Origin of the sequence: Prosthecodimorpha hirschii (assembly GCF_001305515.1) — a bacterium.
GTDB lineage: Bacteria > Pseudomonadota > Alphaproteobacteria > Rhizobiales > Ancalomicrobiaceae > Prosthecodimorpha > Prosthecodimorpha hirschii.
The window spans coordinates 269,257-286,130 of the sequence record NZ_LJYW01000001.1 but is presented as its reverse complement, the minus strand read 5'-3'; the positions used below and the strand labels follow the sequence as shown (position 1 = coordinate 286,130).

General features: G+C 66.3%; 15 protein-coding genes and 1 tRNA gene. 8 read left to right on the top strand and 8 right to left on the bottom strand.

What is annotated here, in order from left to right; translation table 11 throughout:
* Nucleotides 1-18 precede the first annotated feature (18 nt).
* Nucleotides 19-1,044, top strand: a complete 1,026-nt coding sequence (locus ABB55_RS01155) for a hypothetical protein (RefSeq protein ID WP_152981882.1) — start codon at nt 19-21, stop codon at nt 1,042-1,044.
* A 51-nt stretch (nt 1,045-1,095) separates the two neighbouring features.
* On the opposite strand, the gene ABB55_RS01150 is transcribed toward ABB55_RS01155, so the two are convergent.
* From ABB55_RS01150 to ABB55_RS01140, 3 genes are all read right to left on the bottom strand, one after another.
* Entirely contained in the window at nt 1,096-2,202 is a 1,107-nt protein-coding gene (locus ABB55_RS01150) for a hypothetical protein (protein ID WP_054357163.1), read from the bottom strand.
* A gap of 413 nt (nt 2,203-2,615) precedes the next feature.
* The gene (locus ABB55_RS01145; protein WP_054357162.1) at nt 2,616-3,083 is read right to left on the bottom strand and encodes a Tad domain-containing protein; all 468 of its coding nucleotides are present in this window, start codon (nt 3,081-3,083) and stop codon (nt 2,616-2,618) included.
* 580 nt (nt 3,084-3,663) lie between these two features.
* Nucleotides 3,664-3,739: transfer RNA gene (locus ABB55_RS01140), tRNA-Asn, on the bottom strand.
* 205 nt (nt 3,740-3,944) lie between these two features.
* Here ABB55_RS01140 and cobU point away from each other — a divergent pair.
* The 6 genes from cobU to cueR all read left to right on the top strand — a co-directional run bounded on the left by cobU (nt 3,945) and on the right by cueR (nt 8,983).
* The gene (gene cobU / locus ABB55_RS01135) at nt 3,945-4,508 is read left to right on the top strand and encodes a bifunctional adenosylcobinamide kinase/adenosylcobinamide-phosphate guanylyltransferase (RefSeq protein WP_152981881.1); all 564 of its coding nucleotides are present in this window, start codon (nt 3,945-3,947) and stop codon (nt 4,506-4,508) included.
* Between the two features lie 98 nt (nt 4,509-4,606).
* The gene (argC, locus tag ABB55_RS01130; protein ID WP_054357161.1) at nt 4,607-5,650 is read left to right on the top strand and encodes an N-acetyl-gamma-glutamyl-phosphate reductase; all 1,044 of its coding nucleotides are present in this window, start codon (nt 4,607-4,609) and stop codon (nt 5,648-5,650) included.
* Between the two features lie 455 nt (nt 5,651-6,105).
* Nucleotides 6,106-6,273: a hypothetical protein gene (locus ABB55_RS30765; RefSeq protein WP_244471941.1), complete on the top strand. Its 168-nt coding sequence runs from the start codon at nt 6,106-6,108 to the stop codon at nt 6,271-6,273.
* Between the two features lie 345 nt (nt 6,274-6,618).
* Nucleotides 6,619-6,900, top strand: a complete 282-nt coding sequence (locus ABB55_RS01125) for an usg protein (protein WP_394367205.1) — start codon at nt 6,619-6,621, stop codon at nt 6,898-6,900.
* Nucleotides 6,901-7,014: 114 nt separating this feature from the next.
* Complete coding sequence (locus tag ABB55_RS01120) at nt 7,015-8,349, top strand: DUF2235 domain-containing protein (RefSeq protein WP_054357160.1); 1,335 nt, start codon at nt 7,015-7,017, stop codon at nt 8,347-8,349.
* A gap of 43 nt (nt 8,350-8,392) precedes the next feature.
* Entirely contained in the window at nt 8,393-8,983 is a 591-nt protein-coding gene (cueR, locus tag ABB55_RS01115) for a Cu(I)-responsive transcriptional regulator (RefSeq protein WP_338053642.1), read from the top strand.
* Between the two features lie 93 nt (nt 8,984-9,076).
* Here the strand turns inward: cueR and ABB55_RS01110 are convergent, their stop codons facing one another.
* From ABB55_RS01110 to ABB55_RS01090, 5 genes are all read right to left on the bottom strand, one after another.
* A complete protein-coding gene (locus ABB55_RS01110; protein ID WP_054357158.1) occupies nt 9,077-11,332 on the bottom strand; it encodes a putative bifunctional diguanylate cyclase/phosphodiesterase in 2,256 nt (751 codons plus the stop codon).
* Nucleotides 11,333-11,445: 113 nt separating this feature from the next.
* Complete coding sequence (locus ABB55_RS01105) at nt 11,446-12,273, bottom strand: proteasome-type protease (RefSeq protein ID WP_244471940.1); 828 nt, start codon at nt 12,271-12,273, stop codon at nt 11,446-11,448.
* 148 nt (nt 12,274-12,421) lie between these two features.
* Nucleotides 12,422-13,240: a transglutaminase family protein gene (locus tag ABB55_RS01100; protein ID WP_054357157.1), complete on the bottom strand. Its 819-nt coding sequence runs from the start codon at nt 13,238-13,240 to the stop codon at nt 12,422-12,424.
* Between the two features lie 46 nt (nt 13,241-13,286).
* Nucleotides 13,287-14,228 carry an alpha-E domain-containing protein gene (locus tag ABB55_RS01095; RefSeq protein ID WP_054357156.1) on the bottom strand — a complete coding sequence of 314 codons (942 nt, stop codon included), beginning with the start codon at nt 14,226-14,228 and terminating at the stop codon, nt 13,287-13,289.
* 65 nt (nt 14,229-14,293) lie between these two features.
* Complete coding sequence (locus ABB55_RS01090; RefSeq protein WP_083464028.1) at nt 14,294-15,778, bottom strand: circularly permuted type 2 ATP-grasp protein; 1,485 nt, start codon at nt 15,776-15,778, stop codon at nt 14,294-14,296.
* Nucleotides 15,779-16,078: 300 nt separating this feature from the next.
* Between ABB55_RS01090 and sfsA the strand changes: the two genes are divergently transcribed.
* Nucleotides 16,079-16,777 carry a DNA/RNA nuclease SfsA gene (sfsA, locus tag ABB55_RS01085; protein WP_054357155.1) on the top strand — a complete coding sequence of 233 codons (699 nt, stop codon included), beginning with the start codon at nt 16,079-16,081 and terminating at the stop codon, nt 16,775-16,777.
* Nucleotides 16,778-16,874 lie beyond the last annotated feature (97 nt).

Genomic DNA, 16,874 nt, shown 5'->3' with positions numbered 1-16,874 from the left:
ATCGGACATTAGATCGAAATGCGGATAATACTGCACTGTGGGACGCACAAGACAGGAACATCGTCGATCCAATATGTCCTGAGCTCAAGGCGCGATGAGTTGCATCAAGCGGGTCTGTGCTATCCGGCCAACGCGCACCGGGACTATGCCGCGCAGAACTCGCACAATTGGATCGCCAAGGCGTTCACCGGCGTCTACGACTGCACCAAGGACGATGTCGCCGAAGCCTTGCGCCGCCATGCCGGGTCGCCGACGGTCATCCTGTCGAGCGAAGACCTGAGCTGTTCGCTTCTGGGCTTCCGTTTGTGGGCAGGTCTCGACCGGGACGACTTTCGAAGGCGTCAGCGCGACTACCTCCAGGTCGTCGCCGACACGCTCGGGGCCTGGGAGGTCCATCCGGTACTGGTCTTCAGGCGCGGCGACGAATTCGCGCAGTCGTTGTATCAATATCTGGTCCGAAAGGACCACTTCACCAGATCCTTCGAAGCCTTTCTGAACTATGCGCGACCGCTCTTCGAGTATCGCGAGCAGGCGAGGGCGATCGAGGGCGCGTTCGGTCGCGTCGATCTCCTCTCCTATCACGATCTGGCGGACGACATCTGCGGCAACTTCCTGGCCCGAATCGGATTGCCCGGCTTCGAAGGCGGCAGCCCGCGACGCAATCGCTCTCCCGACGCGCGGTTGACCTATTGGCTCGCGACGCGCAACGACCGAGAGGTTCCCGGCGCCGCGTCGCGCATGGAACGCACCATCTTCGTCACGACGGCCGGTGCCCGCAGTGTGTTTGCAGAACGGCCCGGTGCCGGCTTCTGGCCGGACGACATCGCGCGGGAGGCCTTTCACGGCCGCTGTGCGGCGGGTCTCGACGGGCTGACTTTCCCGAAATCGGCGCTCGCCGAGGTAGGCTCGGCCGTGCTCGGGGCCGAAGACCTGATGGCCGTTGACCGGGCCTTCGAGATCTGGCGGGCGGCGCGCCGAAAGGTCGGTGCCAGGCGTCGTCCCTGGTGGCGGTTCTGGCGCAATGCCTCCGAGCGCAAAGCGTGAATTCGAGTGCTCGGTGCCTGCTGGCCTGGGTCGGAGTGTGGTCGGGTCCGATCAATCGTCCGAGATCGGCGTTGGACCCGGTTTGGACCGGGGGCCGGCGGCACGTCGCAACGGACGCGGCAGCCGGGCCCGCAGCCAGCCCCAGAGGCGGCTTAGCGGGCCGCTGGCGCGGCGCGTTTCGCCGACCGCCCGTTCCAGGCGCTCGACCAGGGCATCGACCGTATCGGATTGCCAGGCAAGCGGCGCGTCCGGGTAGCGCGGGCCGCGCGGCTGAACGTCGACGCCGTAATTTTCCTTGAGCCAGGCGATTTCGGGTTCTGCGCGGGCCTGAACGCGCTCCAGCGTGGCGCGCGGCAGCGAGAAACGTTCGCCGGGCAGGCGCATCAGGGCATATCTCAGGCGCCGGGACGCCGGCGATTGCTTCCCGTTGCGGGCTTCGTCGAGCCGTTTCAGCGCATCGACCAGCTGGACGGCTTCCTGGGAGAGCGTCAGGTTCTTGTCCTGCCGCGGCAGCGGTTCGGCAAGTTCAGGCCGTCCGATCGCGGCGAAGAAGTCGGCGATCAGGTCGCCGTTCGGGAAGGCCTCGCGCGCAAACGGCCGCAGGATCAGAGCGTCGCGGCCGAACACGTCCTCCCAGATCCGGATCGCCCTATAGGGCGGCACGAGCGGGCTCTGCTCCTGGTCGATCGAGGCGATGATCCGCTCCAGTGTGTCGGCGCCGTTCTTGATTTTCTGCTGCGTGCGACTGCTCGCCCAGGACAGCGGCTCGCGCAGATAGGCGACGATCGCGATGCGGTCGAAATGGGGTCGAAACACATCCCGGATCATTTCGACCTGTTCGCGCGTGAACGAGATCAGCGCCTCGCCCGAGACGATACCGACATCCTCGACCTTCCTTGCCTCCTCGACGATACGGCCGCCATAGGCTTCGGCCGTGCGTTTCAGGCCCTGCAATTCAATGGCGGTGGTGGCCGGAATGTCGCTGCGCGGGTGCGGGGCGCCGCAAAAGGTGCGGAAGATCTCGTTATGGCATTCGCCCAGCCGCAGATAGTAGACGCCGGCCGCCGCCAGAAGGTCGCGCTGGCTCCGGAGGGCGAACTGCAAGGTCGTGGACCCCGCCTTGGGCATTCCGATGTGGATGAAAAGCGTCTTGCCCATTCCGCGTCCGGCCGGCCTCCCGCTGCGCCATGAGGAGGGGACCGGTGCCTGGCCGTGTCGCTGTCCTCACAATTTCAGGGGTTGAAACGAGATGCCCAAATCCCGGCAACCGCTTAAGCCAAGCGGCTGCAATGGCCCCGCTTCTGTGTGCCCGAGCATTTCGGAGATGACAAGGGCAGGGCGGTTCGGCCGGATCCCGAATCACGTCAGGCGCGCAGCGGCAGGCTGCCCGGTCCGGGCGGATTCGGGAGGCTGACGCTCGTCAACCCGCCGGCTCCCCGCACCCCGGATGCCAAAGGCCCGGAGACGCAGCGTCGATTGTCCGATCGCCGCTCCCCCATGCTCATCGGATGCCTGTTCCGTCCTGCGAAGAGAGGCGGATTTCCCGGGCCGTCCGCTTGAGAAAACCGATGTCAGTGCGTCGAGGTTACCTTGCCGGTCGAATCGGCCGATGCATCCGACGATGCGGCGATCTCCACAAAGGCCGGGCCGATCAGGCTCGTCACGGTCGTGTCGACCCGCGCCGTCGCACGGCAGCGCACGCGCCGCGCCTTGCGATCGACCGCCACCGTGACATTGGCGATATCGGTCTCGGTCAAAAGGCGCGTCTGGATCATGTGCTGGACGCGGGCCTTCACCTCTTCGTCCGACCGCGCATCGAGATCGCCGACCGCCGATCGGGCTGCGGAGTCCAGTGCATTCTGCAGATCGGCCTTGGCCAGGACGGCATTGTTGTAGTCGACCACCGCGCCGATCACGCCGAAGGCGATGATGGTCGCGGCCAGAAGCGACATCCGCGGATGGCCGCTCACGAAGGAGCCGACCGGCTGGATGGCGCGCACGATCCGACGCCGGATCGCGATGATCCCATGTGCAGACATGACTATCCCCCCGCCGTCGAGCCTGTTTCTTGTGTGGCCGTACGACGTCTTTCAACTCTGCCATTTCGGCGGACCCCGCGTCAATGGCGATGGTTCTGGTTCGAAGACTGTTGCTGAAACGTATTGTCGAAATAGGTCCAGACCGTGGAAAGCAGAGCGCCAACCGGAAAAGAAGAATAGAGTGCCGGTGTCGCGGTGTTTGCTGCGCTGCACACGAGGCGAGCCCAGCGATTTCGAGTCGGAGTCGCAAGGAGTTCCGTAGCTGAAACAACCGTCCTGCTGGCGGCCCGTGCAACGTTTGCCCGGCGGTGCAACTCAACTGAAGGATCGGCGGGTACGGGATGGCGACGCAGGGAAAGCCGGACCGGCGTCTGTTCCGGTGCCGCCCCGCGCCGCACCGGCACTGTCGGCAACGGCCGCTGATGGGCGATGCCGCCGGATTCTCGCCGGCAGGCGGTTCGTCCGCGCGCGAAATTCGGTGGCGTCGCCCGGTGCCGCAGCGGTGCCGCCACGCGACTTGAAGCGGTCGGCGCAAAAGCGAAACGGGGACCGGATTTTTCATCCGATCCCCGTTCGAAACTGGCTCCGCGAGCAGGACTCGAACCTGCGACCATTCGATTAACAGTCGAACGCTCTACCAACTGAGCTATCGCGGATCACGCCATCGGCGCGCCGGGGGAGCCTATAGCAGCGCGAATCCGGCTTGCCAAGCCCGGACTTGGATGCTGTGGAAAAAGGTGAGCCGGCAGGAAAGCCCCCGATCGTCTCCGCCCCGCGCGCGGCGTGACAGCGACCGCAAGCCTGCCGTAACCCCTTTGACCCTCACGTCGCCGCCGCCGGTGACAAGGAGTTGCCCCGCCCGTGCCTTCCCCGTCCGAACGTCCGAAGATCGATTTCGTGCTGGGCGGCGCCCGCTCCGGCAAGAGCCGGCTCGCCCAGACCCGCGCCGAGGCATCCGGTCTCATCCCCGTCCTGGTCGCCACGGCGACGGCGGGCGATGCCGAGATGGCCGAGCGCATCGCGCGTCATCGTGCCGAGCGCGATGCACGCTGGCATACGGTCGAGGAGCCGATCGACCTCGCCGGGGCGCTGCGGCGGGAAGCCCGCCCGGACCGGATCCTGGTGGTCGACTGCCTGACCCTCTGGCTCACCAACCGGATGTTCGCCGCCGACCACGTCCCGCCGGAGGATGTCGATGCGGCCGGACGGGCCCTGGCGGCGTCGCTGCCGGAATTGGCCGGACCGGTCGTTCTGGTCTCCAACGAGGTCGGGCTCGGCATCGTCCCCGACAATGCGCTGGCGCGCCGCTTCCGCGATCATCAGGGGCGCCTCAATCAGACGGTCGCGGCCGTTGCCGATAGCGTCACCTTCGTGGCCGCCGGCCTGCCGCTGGTGCTCAAGGGCCGGTTCCCAGAGGAAATGTGACGGCAGGCGACCGCATGCGTGGTCTGCAGGGGCGATCGGCATCTTTCCATTGTCACCGAGATCCGCCATATCCAGCGTCCCTATTCGAGAGGGTCGTCATGTCAGAGAAGATCGCCGTCGCCATCCTCGGTGCGTCCGGCTACACCGGCGCGGAACTCGTGCGGATGCTTGCGCTGCATCCGCGCGTCCGCATCGCGGCTCTGACGGCCGACCGAAAGGCCGGGTCGACCATGGCCGAGGCCTTCCCGCAGTTCACCGGGCTCGACCTGCCGCGCCTGATCGCCATCGGCGAGGTCGACTGGGCCTCGATCGACCTGGTCTTCTGTGCGCTGCCACATGCCACCACCCAGGAGGTGCTGAAGGCGGTTCCGGCCTCGATCAAGATCGTCGATCTGTCGGCCGATTTCCGCCTGTCGGACCCGGAGGCCTATGCCTATTGGTACGGCCATGCGCACAAGGCGCTCGAACTGCAGGCCGAAGCCGTCTACGGCATCACCGAACTCGACCGTGCCGCCGTGGCCAAGGCGCGGCTTGTCGCCAATCCGGGCTGCTACACCACCTGCGGACAGCTGCCTGTGATCCCGCTCCTGGAGGCCGGCGCGATCGATCCCGACTCGATCGTGATCGATGCCAAGTCCGGCGTCTCGGGTGCCGGCCGGGCGGCCAAGGAAGCCAACCTGTTCACCGAGGTCTCCGAGGGCTTCCACGCCTACGGCGTCGGCCACCACCGGCACATGGCGGAATTGGAGCAGGGCTTCAGCAAGGCGGCCGGGCGTCCGGTCCGGGCGGCCTTCACGCCGCATCTGGTGCCGATGAACCGCGGCATCCTGTCGACCATCTATGTCAAGCTGCAGCCCGGACGGACCGCCGAGGATCTGCATGCGATTCTTGCCGAAAGGTACCAGGGCGAGCATTTCGTCAAGGTGCTGCCCTTCGGGGCGTCGCCGCAGACCCGGCACGTCCGTGGGTCCAATTTCGTGTTCATGTCGGTCGCGGCCGATCGCCGCCCGGGTCATGCAATCCTGCTTTGCGTGCTCGACAATCTGGTCAAAGGCGCCTCCGGGCAGGCGATTCAGAACATGAATGTGATGATGGGCTGGCCGGAAACGACCGGTCTGGAGCAGATCGGGCTGTTTCCCTGATCCTTCGCGCCGTGCCGGGCCGAGCCCGGCGGAGCTACAGTTTGTCGCGGCCCGTGCCGGTCAAGGCGCGGGCCGCATTGACTCTCACGGTCGGGCGGGCAGACTGCGGTCACCTTTTCCAAGGGTGGGAGGCCGGGATGCGGCGCGTCGGATTGTTGATGGTTTCTGTACTTGCTTTGGCTTTGGCCGGTTGCGAAGGCAAGCCCGGCGAGAAGGGCGCCCAGGGGGCTGCCGGTCCGGCGGGTCCCGCCGGTCCTGCAGGCGCGAAGGGCGATGCCGGCCCGGCCGGTCCCGCCGGCCCGAAGGGTGAAGCCGGTCCCGCCGGCCCGGCCGGTCCCGCGGGCCCCGCCGGTCCGCAAGGCCTTGCCGGTCCCGCCGGTCCTCAGGGCCCCGCAGGTCCTGCCGGTGCTCAGGGACCGACCGGTCCCGCCGGCCCGTCCGGCATCGGCGGCGGCATGACCCTGCGCAAGATCACCGGCAGCGCCAGCGCCTCCTGCGCCACCGGCGAAATGCTGATTTCGGCGATGTGCACGGGCACGATGCAGGGTCCGATCATGACCAGCGACGACGGCGCGACCTGCAATGGCGACGGCGCCAAGGTCGTGCTCGTCTGCGCCAAGTAATCCGGCTTCGGCCCGTCCGACTGACGATGGAGCCGCGCTCGCAAGGGCGCGGCTTTTTCGTGCGCCAGAAGGGCCGGTGCCGATCGGACCGCAGGCAGGAAAGGCGGTCGCGTCCGCTCGGATATGAGGCAGGAGATCGGCGTCGGCGGGCCTGCGCGCGGCGTCGAGAGCCATGATCCCCGGTGATGACGAACGGGCGGCAGGGCACGGCCCGTGCGACTGGCAGCACTCTGCCGGATATGCTGCTAAGACATTGAATTAATGGATGTTTAGTCGATTTTCGTCTTGATGGGAACCGAGCTTTTTGCTCTCATTTCGGCGTGCTGACCATGACGGAGGGGCTCCATGATGGAAAGACAGGTCGACGTCGCATTCGCCCGCCAGCTTGAAGGCTACGGTCTCACGACGGCCAACATTCTCTATCGCATGCCGGACCACCCGGCGATCCTGCAGGCCTTCGTCTGGCAGGACTATGACCTCGCTCCCAAATTTCCTGAGCTGGAGAGGTTCCTCGATTTCTGGAACCGTGAACTTGACGGTCCGATCGTGAAGGTCGAAGTCGCCCACAAGCGCCTGGTCGGTCCCAACGAGTGGACGGCGGTCAACGGCCTCTACCGGATGCACTGACGGGGCGGCTCCGATCCCAAATGCGACCATATCTTGTATATTCGGTTAACACATCTTGAAATATAGAATCGTGTGACGCATGGTCGCCTTCCGGCGGTACGCAGGGGGGCGACCATGAAGCGTCTGGTGCTTTTTCTCGACGGGACCTGGAACAAGACGGGCAAGTACGATGTTCCGTCCAACGTCGCCCGACTGAAGGAACTGGTCGAACGCGCCAACACCGATCCGACGCGCACGGACACAGTCGAGCAAAGGCTCTATTACGATTCCGGCGTTGGGACCGAGGGGCGGATCGACAAGTATCTTGGCGGGATGCTGGGACTCGGCCTGAGCGAAAAGGTTCGTGCGGGGTATCGTTTCCTCAGCCAGTTCTACCAGCCGTCCGACGCCAACGGCGTTCCGGACGAGATCTATATCTTCGGCTTCTCGCGCGGGTCGTTCACGGCGCGCAGCCTGGCCGGCTTCATCGGGGCCAGCGGCTTGCTTCGTCCGGAGTTCTGCTCGGCGGACGGACTGGCGGACGCGTGGTCCTACTACCGGACGGATCCTAAGCGCCGGCTTCCGGCCGACAAGGCGAAACTCTCCGACCGATGCCATCAGAATGTCAGGATCCATTTCCTGGGCGTGTTCGACACGGTCGGCTCGACGGGGGTTCCGTTGGGGACTGCAGGCAACTGGGCCGGCTCGCGGGATCGCTTCCACGATACCAAGCTTGGCTCGGCCATCGTCCATGCCGTACAGGCCTTGGCGATCGACGAGCATCGCGGTCCCTTCGTTCCCGCCCTCTTCGCGCGTCCGGATCATCTGAATGCGCGCCGGGTCGAACAGGTCTGGTTTCCCGGCGTGCATGCCGATATCGGGGGCGGCTACTCGGCCGCCTCGGCAGCTCTGAAACCCATCTCCGAGATCACGCTGGCCTGGATGGTCGGCAGAGTAAGAGCCCTGACCGGCCTTCAGATCGAGGAACCGCGCTGGCCGGCCGAGGAACCGGCCGACCCGCACGATTCGCTCAGTTGGTTCGTGATAAGCCGGCTCTTTCCGATGTATCGCCTGCTCGACGCGACCGAACTCGGCGGGCGATTGCGGCGGCGCTATCGCCCCTTCGCGATGGCCTATCCGGATCGCAGCTGGAAGGAGGCCATCCACCGCTCCGTCTTCGATCTGATGATCGCGACGGCCGGCACCAGCCGGCGCCCGACCTATCGGCCCCCCCAAGTCGATGTCGTCGCGGAGAAGTTCGGCCGGGAACTGCCGGTGATCGACCACGACGGCAGTCCGATGACGATGGCGGCGATCGAGGCGCTTCTCGCCAAGGTCGACGAAGCCACCAAGGACAGCAAATTCCTGCCCCGCTGGAAGGCGCGCAATCAGCCCCTGCTGGCCGCCGCCGAGACCGCTGTCACAACGCGAGGGACGCTCGGACCGGGGGACCCGATCTCGATCCCCTAGACCATCATCCGAACTGAACGGGCCGGATGATCTTTGGGATGTCTTGTTTGCGCTGACCTTTCCTGAACCGCGGCGACGCACCCTGATCGGATTGGCGCTCGTGAAGGCACGGATCGGGGGGGCATCGTCCGATGGCTTCCGGTCCGATGATGCTCCGGTCCCGGCCCTGCACGCCTTGACCCTGCCGGAGAGGGCACCTTTATCTGACGGTGGGTTCCTTGCCGGAGTGCGTCTGATGAACATTGCTTCCGCCGCCGGAGCCGCCGGCCTGACCGCCAAGGCGGTTCGCTACTACGAATCGGTCGGTCTGCTGGCCGCCCCTCGTCGGGACAACGGCTACCGGGACTATGGTCCGGCCGAGATCGCGCGACTGAAATTCCTCGCGCGCGCCCGCAATCTCGGCTTCTCGGTCGACGAGTGCCGTGCCTTGCTGTCGCTGTGGAGCGACAACCGCCGGTCGTCAGCGGATGTGCGCGCCATGGCGCAGACGCGAATTCGCGAAATCGAGGCCAAGATCGCCGAATTGGAGAGTCTGAAGCGCTCGCTCGGCAGCCTCGTGGCTGCCTGCCACGGTGACGACCGCCCGGATTGCCCGATCATCGACGATCTGGCGGGATGCGGACACGCCCATTGAGGCGGAATGGCGTGGTTCGCCGCGTCGCAGGGAGGACGCCGCGGCGCCGGGCAAACCGTTCGCACCGGCAGCGCGGGCACGCCCGGACGACCGTCACGCGACGGCGCGGATCCGCTCGCTCAGGGGGTGCTCAAGGAAGCGGCTCACCTCGGTCGCCGGCATGGGGCGTGCGCAGAGATGGCCCTGGACGGTCTGGCAGCCTGCCGCCTGGATAAAGCGGAACTGGCCGAAGGTCTCGACGCCCTCGGCGACCGTCTCCAGGCCCAGCTTGTTGGCGAGCTCGACCATCGAATGAACGATGGTCGCGACCTCCGGGGACGTCTCCAGCTTGGCGACGAAGCTGCGGTCGATCTTGATCGTGTCGAAGCGGAAGCGGGACAGATAGTTGAAGCTCGACTGTCCCGAGCCGAACTCGTCGAGCGCCACCCGGATGCCCGCCTTGCGGAGCGTCGCGATCGCCGTGATGGCCGCATCCGCATCGGTCAGGAGGATGTTCTCGGTGATGTCGACCTGCAGGCGGGCGGGATCGAGGCCTTCGTCCTCCAGGATGCGCATCAGGCTCTCGGCGAAATCCGCCTGCCGGATTTCCAGCGGGGAAACGTTCACGGCCAGCCGCACGCCGGGCCAGCGGTGCATGTCGCGGGCCGCCCGGTGCAGGATAAAGGCGCCGATCTCCCGGATCAGGCCGCATTGCTCGGCAACCGGAATGAACTCGCCGGCCGACAAGCGGCCGCGGGTCGGGTGGTCCCACGCGACCCGGGCCTCGACGCCGATCGCCCGCATCTCGGCGACCGAGAAATAGGGCTGGTACAGGACCGTCAGCCGGCCCTCGTTGATCGACGCCCGCAGGTCCTGGCGCATCTGCTGGACGCGGCGGAAGCCGTCGTCCATCTCCGGCGAGAAGATCAGCCAGCGGCCGCGGCCGCCGGCCTTGGCCCGGTAGAGCGCCAGATCCGCCTTGTGCTGGAGATCGGCGCGCTCCTTGCCGTGCTCGGGGGCGAGCGCACAGCCGACGCTGCCGCCCGGATAGACCGTGCGGTCGCCGATCGCGATCGGCCGCGCGATCTCGCGCACGATCGCGCCGAGGCGCTGCTCCAGTTCGGCCCGGTCGGGCGCCGAGCGCACCACCATGGCGAACTCGTCGCCGGATATGCGGGCGGCGGTGTCGCCGGGGCGCATGAGCGAATCGAGCCGCTTCGCCGTGACGCGGATGACCTCGTCGCCGGCCTGGTGGCCCAGCGTATCGTTCACGTCCTTGAAGCGGTCGAGATCGACATAGACGATGGCGCAACTGCGCTTCGGGTCGACCTCGACTTCGACCAGCGCCGCTTCCAGGCGTTCGGCGAACAGCACGCGGTTGGCGAGGCCGGACAGGGCATCGTGCATCGCCGACCGCTTCGCCCGCTCCTCGCTCTTGGCCAGTTCCGCGGTGCGGCGCTGGAACTTCACCACCACGATCAGCGCAAAGATGACGAACAGCGCGGTCGCGATGACGATCAGCGGCGCGAGATGCCGCATCATCTGGTAGCCGGGCTGCGACGGGGCCCAGACCAGGAAGCCGAGCGTCTGGTCGCCGCTCGTCTTGACGGTCGCGGAGGCACGGCCGACGGCCGCGACGGCTTCGTGATTCTCGATCGGGACGAACTGCAGCTCCGGCAGCACGAACTGGCGCGCCATCCGAGCCAGCAGGTCGCCGGCGACGAACTTGACCGCCACGACCACGGTGGGCGGCACGCCTTTCTTGAGGCCCTTGCCATCCTCCGGCACCAGCGCCGATACCGCGACCAGCGCGGCCCGATCGCCGACCCGCAGGACCGCGGTCTCCCGGACGATCTTGCCGACCATCAGCTCCGGGTCGTCCTGCCCGAGCGGGCGGCGCACGATCTCGGCGATCTGATTGCGCACCCGTTCGAGGGGGCCGCTGACATCGACCAGAACGGATTTCAGGTCCTTCGGTTCGGTCATGCGACCGGCGACATGGGCCTGGAGAATGGCGCGGCCCGGTCCGATGAGAAGCGTCATGTCGTGGCGATAGTCGCGCCACAGCCGCGCCCCGAAGGCGCGTTCGGCGAAATCGGCGTCGAAGCGGATATGGATGCGCCGATAGGCGTCGTCCGACACCGCACCGGTCTGCACCTCCGTGCCGATCCGCTCGATTTCCTGCTCCAGCCCGTTGGTGGCGAGGCGCACCTGCCGGTCGACGGCGAGGTCATTGGCCTGTTGCGACGTCCACGCTGCCGTCATGGTCAGGAACAGGAGGGCGAAACAAACGAGCGCGGCGATCGATTGCATGATCGACGCCTCGCGCATGGCCTGTTCCCAGCCGGATCTGATCGCCTTCAGCGCCATTCATCCACTCGGATCGGAGCGGCCGACTCGGGCGAACCCCGGCGACCAACGGACGAATGTTAGAATGGCGCCGCTTGTTTTGGCGTTCAGACTTTCTCGCGAATTTTATCGGTTCAGTGCGAAGCCGCCGGTTCGGTCGGGGCCGGCGGCACGGTCGACGGTTGCAGGATCGGAGGCTGCAGGATCGGCGGCTGCGGAGTGACCGGGCCGTAGGGCGGGCGGGGGATATTCTGATGGGCGGCGCGCAACGCGGCCGACCAGCGCTCGCGCAGATCGTGGAAGTAGGGCTCGCCCGGCTCGATCCGATGCACCAGCTGCGTGGCGATGGCATCGCGCGGGATCACCGCAAGATCGATCGGCATGCCGACGCCGAGGTTCGAGCGCATGGTCGAATCCATCGAGATCAGGCCGATCTTCAGACTGTCCTGCAGGTCGACGTCGTATTTGATCGCGCGGTCGAGGATCGGCTTGCCGTATTTGTGCTCGCCGATCTGCAGATAGGGCGTGTCGACGGTCGCCTCGATGAAATTGCCGGCCGAGTAGACCATGAACAGCCGCAGCCGGCCGCCCTTGATCTGACCGCCGAGCAGCATGGTCACATCGAAGTTCAGGTTCTTCTGCTCGAGCATTCGGCCGTCGAGACGATAAACCTCGCGGATTGCACGGCCGAGCAGTTGGGCGGTCTTGAACATGGTCCCGGCGGATTCGATCGTCTCGATCTCGCCGGTTTCCGGATTCTCGAAGCCTTCGGTCACGAGCGAAACGATCGACTGGCTGATCGCGAGATTGCCGGCGGTGGCAATGGCGATGGAGCGCTCGCCGGGGCGGTTGAAGACGTTCAGCTTGCGGAACGTGGCGATGTTGTCGAGCCCCGCATTGGTGCGGGTGTCGGCGATCATCACCAACCCTTCCCGAACCAGAATTCCGCAACAATAGGTCATGACGCGCCCCCGTTCCGCCCCGTCGCCGGACTGCCGCTGTCGCACAGGCAACTTTCGTCTGCAAGGGAAAGGTGGCCCATCCTTGCGAGCCGCGTATGTCGGTCAGGGTTGCATGGAAAGGTTTGGTCGGGCCGACCGTCAGACGGGATCAGAATTCTCCGGTCTTCTCGATCTTGACCTTGACCTTCATGACTTCGCCCTGGCCGCCGTAGCGCGTCCCGCGGATCGGGGCCGCGTCGAGATAGTCGAGACCGGAGGCAACCCGCACATAGGCCTCCGTCGGGCAAATGTCGTTGGCCGGATCGAACCCGACCCAGCCGAGTGCCGGGCTGACGAACGCCTCCACCCAGGCATGACCGGCCGCCTGAACGTTCTCGCCGTCGTCCCGCAGCATGTAGCCACCGACATAGCGGGCCGGGATCTCGAGCGAGCGCGCTGCGGCGATGAACACATGCGCCAGATCCTGGCAGACCCCGTGGCCCGCCTGGAAGGCATCCGCGGCCGTCGTCGAGGGCTCGGTCGCATCCTCGTCGTAACGCATCGCGTCATGCACTTCGGCCATCAGCTTGTGCAGGACGGCGAGGCGGTCCTCCTCGCCCTCGGCGATCGCTGCCGCAAACGCCCGGATCGCCGGATCGGGACGGGTCAGATCGGTGCTGCGCAGGAACAGCGACAGCGGCAACCGCTCGGGCGTGCCGCGCAGGACGCCGGTGGTCTCCTCCGTCACCACTTCGCCGGAGGCCACGATCGACAGCTCTTCGATCGGTCCGTCGATCGAGAAGGCATGGGTCAGATTGCCGAAATGATCCTCGACCGGGGACAGGCGGCAATCCTGGCTGACATCGATGCGCCACTCGGTCACGAACTGCTGCTGCGAGCCGCGCGGCATCAGGCGGAGCGTCTGGATCGCGTATGAGGCCGGCTTCTCGTAGGTGTAGACGGTCTCGTGGGTGATCCTGAGGCGCATCGCGTTTTCCGGGCGGCAAGGGGCGGGAACCGAAGGCAGGCGTGGTTCAGATCAGATATTGCTCGTTGATCTGCGACCCGAGGCGGTTGTTGTCGGCAATGAACTCCGACAGGAACTCGTGCAGGCCGGACTGGAAGACATCGTCCAGATTGGCGTTCTGAAGCCGCGTGAAGGTGCTGCGGGCATGCCGCTGGCTCGGCCCCTGGCGGCCGTAATGGCGGGCCAGCATGTCGAGATAGCGGGTCAGGTTCTCGTAGCAACTGGCGATCGAGCGCGGCATCTGCTGATTGAGAATGAGCAGGTCGGCAACCAGCCAGGGCTTCAGATTCTGGCGGTAGACCCAGTGATAGGCGGTCAAAGCCGACACCGAGCGCAGGATCGAGGACCATTGGAAATAGTCGAGGCTGCCGCCGACCTGCGCTCCGGGCGGCAGCAGGACGTGATACTTCACGTCCAGGATCCGCGCGGTGGCGTCGGCGCGCTCCATGTAGACGCCGATGCGGGTGAAGCAGTAGCTGTCCGACCGCAGCATGGTCCGATAGGCCGATCCGTCGAAGGACAGCGAGGTCTGCTTCACGAAGCGCAGGAAGTCGGCCAGCCGGGACAGATTGTGGTCGCGCGGGCTGTAGTTCTTCAGTTCCAGCCAGGCCGAGTTGATGGTCTCCCAGAGTTCGGTCGTCAAAGCGGTGCGGACCGAGCGCGCATTGGTGCGCGCATTCTCCAGGCAGTTCTTGATCGAGGATGGATTCTGCGGCGAGAAGGCCAGGAAATCGACCACGGTTTCCGGCGTCGCCTCGTCGTAATGGGCGGCGAAATTCTCCTTGCTCCCGGTCGCGGCCAGGGCCGATTCCCACTCGTTCGTGGCGCTGCCGTAGCCGGCCGGCAGGGCGGCCAGACGGGAGGCGGCGTCGATGATGCGGGCGGTGTTCTCGGCGCGCTCGACGTAGCGGGAGAGCCAGTAGAGGCTGTCGGCTGTGCGGCTCAGCATCGGACAGGGTAACCTTTCGGCAGCGCGGGACCAATGGCGGCGGATCGGGGCTGGTGGGGCTCCCGTCAGGGACGGTGGCGGGATTGCTGCTGTTGCTGCTGCTGGAACTGCATGATGGCGGCGTCGGTGATCGGCACGTCGACGACCCAGGTATCCTTGGTGCCGCCGCCCTGGCTGGAATTGACCACCAGCGAGCCTTCCTTGAGGGCGACGCGGGTCAATCCGCCCGGCACGGTCTTCACCCCGTCGGCACCGGTCAGCACATAGGGGCGCAGGTCGACATGCCGGGGCGCGACGCCCTCGCCGACGAAGGTCGGCACGGTGGACAATGCGAGCGTCGGCTGGGCGATGAATTTCGACGGATCGCGGATCAGCTTCTGCCGGAAATTCTCGATCGTGGCGCTGTCGGCCTTCGGCCCGACCAGCATGCCGTAACCGCCCGATCCGTCGACCTCCTTGACCACCAGTTCGGGCAGGTGCTCGAGCACATATTTCAGGGCGTCGGGCTCGCGGCAGCGCCAGGTCGGCACATTGGAGAGGATCGGCTCGGCGCCGGTATAGAAGCGGACGATCTCCGGCATGTAGCTGTAGACCGCCTTGTCGTCGGCGCAGCCGGTCCCGACCGCGTTGGCGAGCGTCACGTTGCCGGCGCGGTAGGCCGACAGGAGCCCCGGCACGCCCAGCACCGAATCGGGCCGGAAGGCGAGGGGATCGATGAAGTCGTCGTCGACGCGGCGATAGATCACATCGAGCCGTTTCGGTCCCTCGGTCGTGCGCATGTAGACGATGTTCTCGCGCACGAACAGATCGCGGCCTTCGACCAGTTCGACGCCGAGCTTGTCGGCCAGGAACGAGTGCTCGTAATAGGCCGAGTTGAAGGCGCCGGGCGTCAGGACCGCCACGGTCGGCTCGCCGGGTGCCGAGCCCGGCGCGACCGATTTCAGGGTCGCGAGCAGTTCGTCGGCATAGTTCTCGACCGGCGCGATGCGATGGCGTGCGCAGAGATCCGGGAAGAGGCGCATCATCACCTCCCGGTTCTCCAGCATGTAGGAGACGCCCGATGGCGTGCGCGCATTGTCCTCCAGGACATAGAAGGTGTCGGCGTCGACGCGGACGATGTCGATGCCGGCGATCATCACGTAGATGTCGTGCGGCAGCTGCATGCCCTGCATCTCGGGCCGGAAATACGGATTCCGATAGACCAGATCCTCGGGCACGACGCCCGCCTTGAGGACCTCGCCCTTGCCGTAGATGTCCTTCAGGAACATGTTGAGCGCATTGACGCGCTGTTCCAAACCCTTGGACAGGCGCTGCCATTCCGGTCGGGTCAGGACGCGCGGCACGATGTCGAACGGAATCAGCCGTTCCTCGCCCTCGGCGTCGCCATAGACCGCGAAGGTGATGCCGATTCGCCGGAACAGGAGCTCGGCTTCCTGCTGCCGCTGGCGCAGCGTCTCCGCCGGGGTCGCGGCGAGCCATGCCTGGACGAGCTCATATCCCGATCGGCAACCGTCCCCCAGAGCCGTCATCTCGTCGAACGCCTTGGCGATCATGCGGGTCGCTTCCTTGCCGATTTGCTGATCCCATTTCCGCAAAGGTCGTGCCGTCGCGCAAGCCGGATTCATGACCAGCAAAGACCCGGAACTCGACTTTTTCTGCCGCAGGCTTCGGCAGTATGCCCGTTTTTGCGACATTCGCAGTTGACGTGTCTGCCTTTCCGTGAGGCGGCGGGATTTCGCTGCATGCGAGTCACCCGGCGCCGGCGGACCGGCGGCCACGGCTAGCCTGCGACGGGCGTGGGGAATCGGGTACGGCAGGGGGCCGAACCCGCACGTCAGCCCCGAGGCCCCATGCGCTTTCCCCGTCCCCTGATCACCGGCCGTCTCGTCCGCCGGTACAAGCGCTTCCTGGCGGATGTCGATCTCGACACCGGCGAAAGCGTCACCGCCCATTGCGCCAATCCCGGCTCCATGCTCGGCCTCGCGGCGCCTGGCATGCGGGTCTGGCTGTCGCGGTCCGACGATCCCAAGCGCAAGCTCGCCTATTCTTGGGAATTGGTGGAAGCCGACGGGGCGCTGGTCGGGATCAACACGGCCTGGCCGAACGGACTGGTCGAGGCGGCCGTCCGGGACGGCACGATCGGCGAACTTGCCGGCTATGCGGCGTTGCGCCGCGAGGTCAAGTACGGCCGCAACAGCCGCGTCGACATGCTGCTGGAGGACGAGGCCCGCGGCCGCGCCTATGTCGAGGTCAAGAATGTCCATCTGCTCCGGCGCGCGGGCCTGGCCGAATTCCCCGACAGCGTGACCGCGCGCGGTGCCAAGCATCTCGACGAACTGGCCGATCAGGTCGCCGAGGGGCACCGGGCCATGATGGTCTACCTGATCCAGCGCCCGGACGCCGACCGCTTCGCGCTCGCCGCCGACATCGACCCCACCTATGCCCGCGCCTTCGACCGCGCCGCCGCCCGCGGCGTCGAGGCCGTCGCCTATGCCTGCCGGATCACGCCGGAAGAGATCGCCGTCGAACGCAAGGTGCCGATGGTGTAGCGCACGGGATCCGGCAGCCCTTCGTCGGGCGGCCGATCGGGCATCCCGAAGCGCCGGCGGTGCGCCGATCGCGAAGCGGCGCTGTCCATCAGGGCCG

What these genes read in the sequence shown, in the direction of transcription:
- ABB55_RS01155 (WP_152981882.1), top strand. Translation starts at nt 19, where the DNA reads ATGCGGATAATACTGCACTGTGGGACGCACAAGACAGGAACATCGTCG.
- ABB55_RS01150 (WP_054357163.1), bottom strand. Translation starts at nt 2,202, where the DNA reads ATGGGCAAGACGCTTTTCATCCACATCGGAATGCCCAAGGCGGGGTCC.
- ABB55_RS01145 (WP_054357162.1), bottom strand. Translation starts at nt 3,083, where the DNA reads ATGTCTGCACATGGGATCATCGCGATCCGGCGTCGGATCGTGCGCGCC.
- argC (WP_054357161.1), top strand. Translation starts at nt 4,607, where the DNA reads ATGTCAGAGAAGATCGCCGTCGCCATCCTCGGTGCGTCCGGCTACACC.
- ABB55_RS30765 (WP_244471941.1), top strand. Translation starts at nt 6,106, where the DNA reads ATGACCCTGCGCAAGATCACCGGCAGCGCCAGCGCCTCCTGCGCCACC.
- ABB55_RS01125 (WP_394367205.1), top strand. Translation starts at nt 6,619, where the DNA reads ATGATGGAAAGACAGGTCGACGTCGCATTCGCCCGCCAGCTTGAAGGC.
- ABB55_RS01120 (WP_054357160.1), top strand. Translation starts at nt 7,015, where the DNA reads ATGAAGCGTCTGGTGCTTTTTCTCGACGGGACCTGGAACAAGACGGGC.
- ABB55_RS01110 (WP_054357158.1), bottom strand. Translation starts at nt 11,332, where the DNA reads ATGGCGCTGAAGGCGATCAGATCCGGCTGGGAACAGGCCATGCGCGAG.
- ABB55_RS01105 (WP_244471940.1), bottom strand. Translation starts at nt 12,273, where the DNA reads ATGACCTATTGTTGCGGAATTCTGGTTCGGGAAGGGTTGGTGATGATC.
- ABB55_RS01100 (WP_054357157.1), bottom strand. Translation starts at nt 13,240, where the DNA reads ATGCGCCTCAGGATCACCCACGAGACCGTCTACACCTACGAGAAGCCG.
- ABB55_RS01095 (WP_054357156.1), bottom strand. Translation starts at nt 14,228, where the DNA reads ATGCTGAGCCGCACAGCCGACAGCCTCTACTGGCTCTCCCGCTACGTC.
- sfsA (WP_054357155.1), top strand. Translation starts at nt 16,079, where the DNA reads ATGCGCTTTCCCCGTCCCCTGATCACCGGCCGTCTCGTCCGCCGGTAC.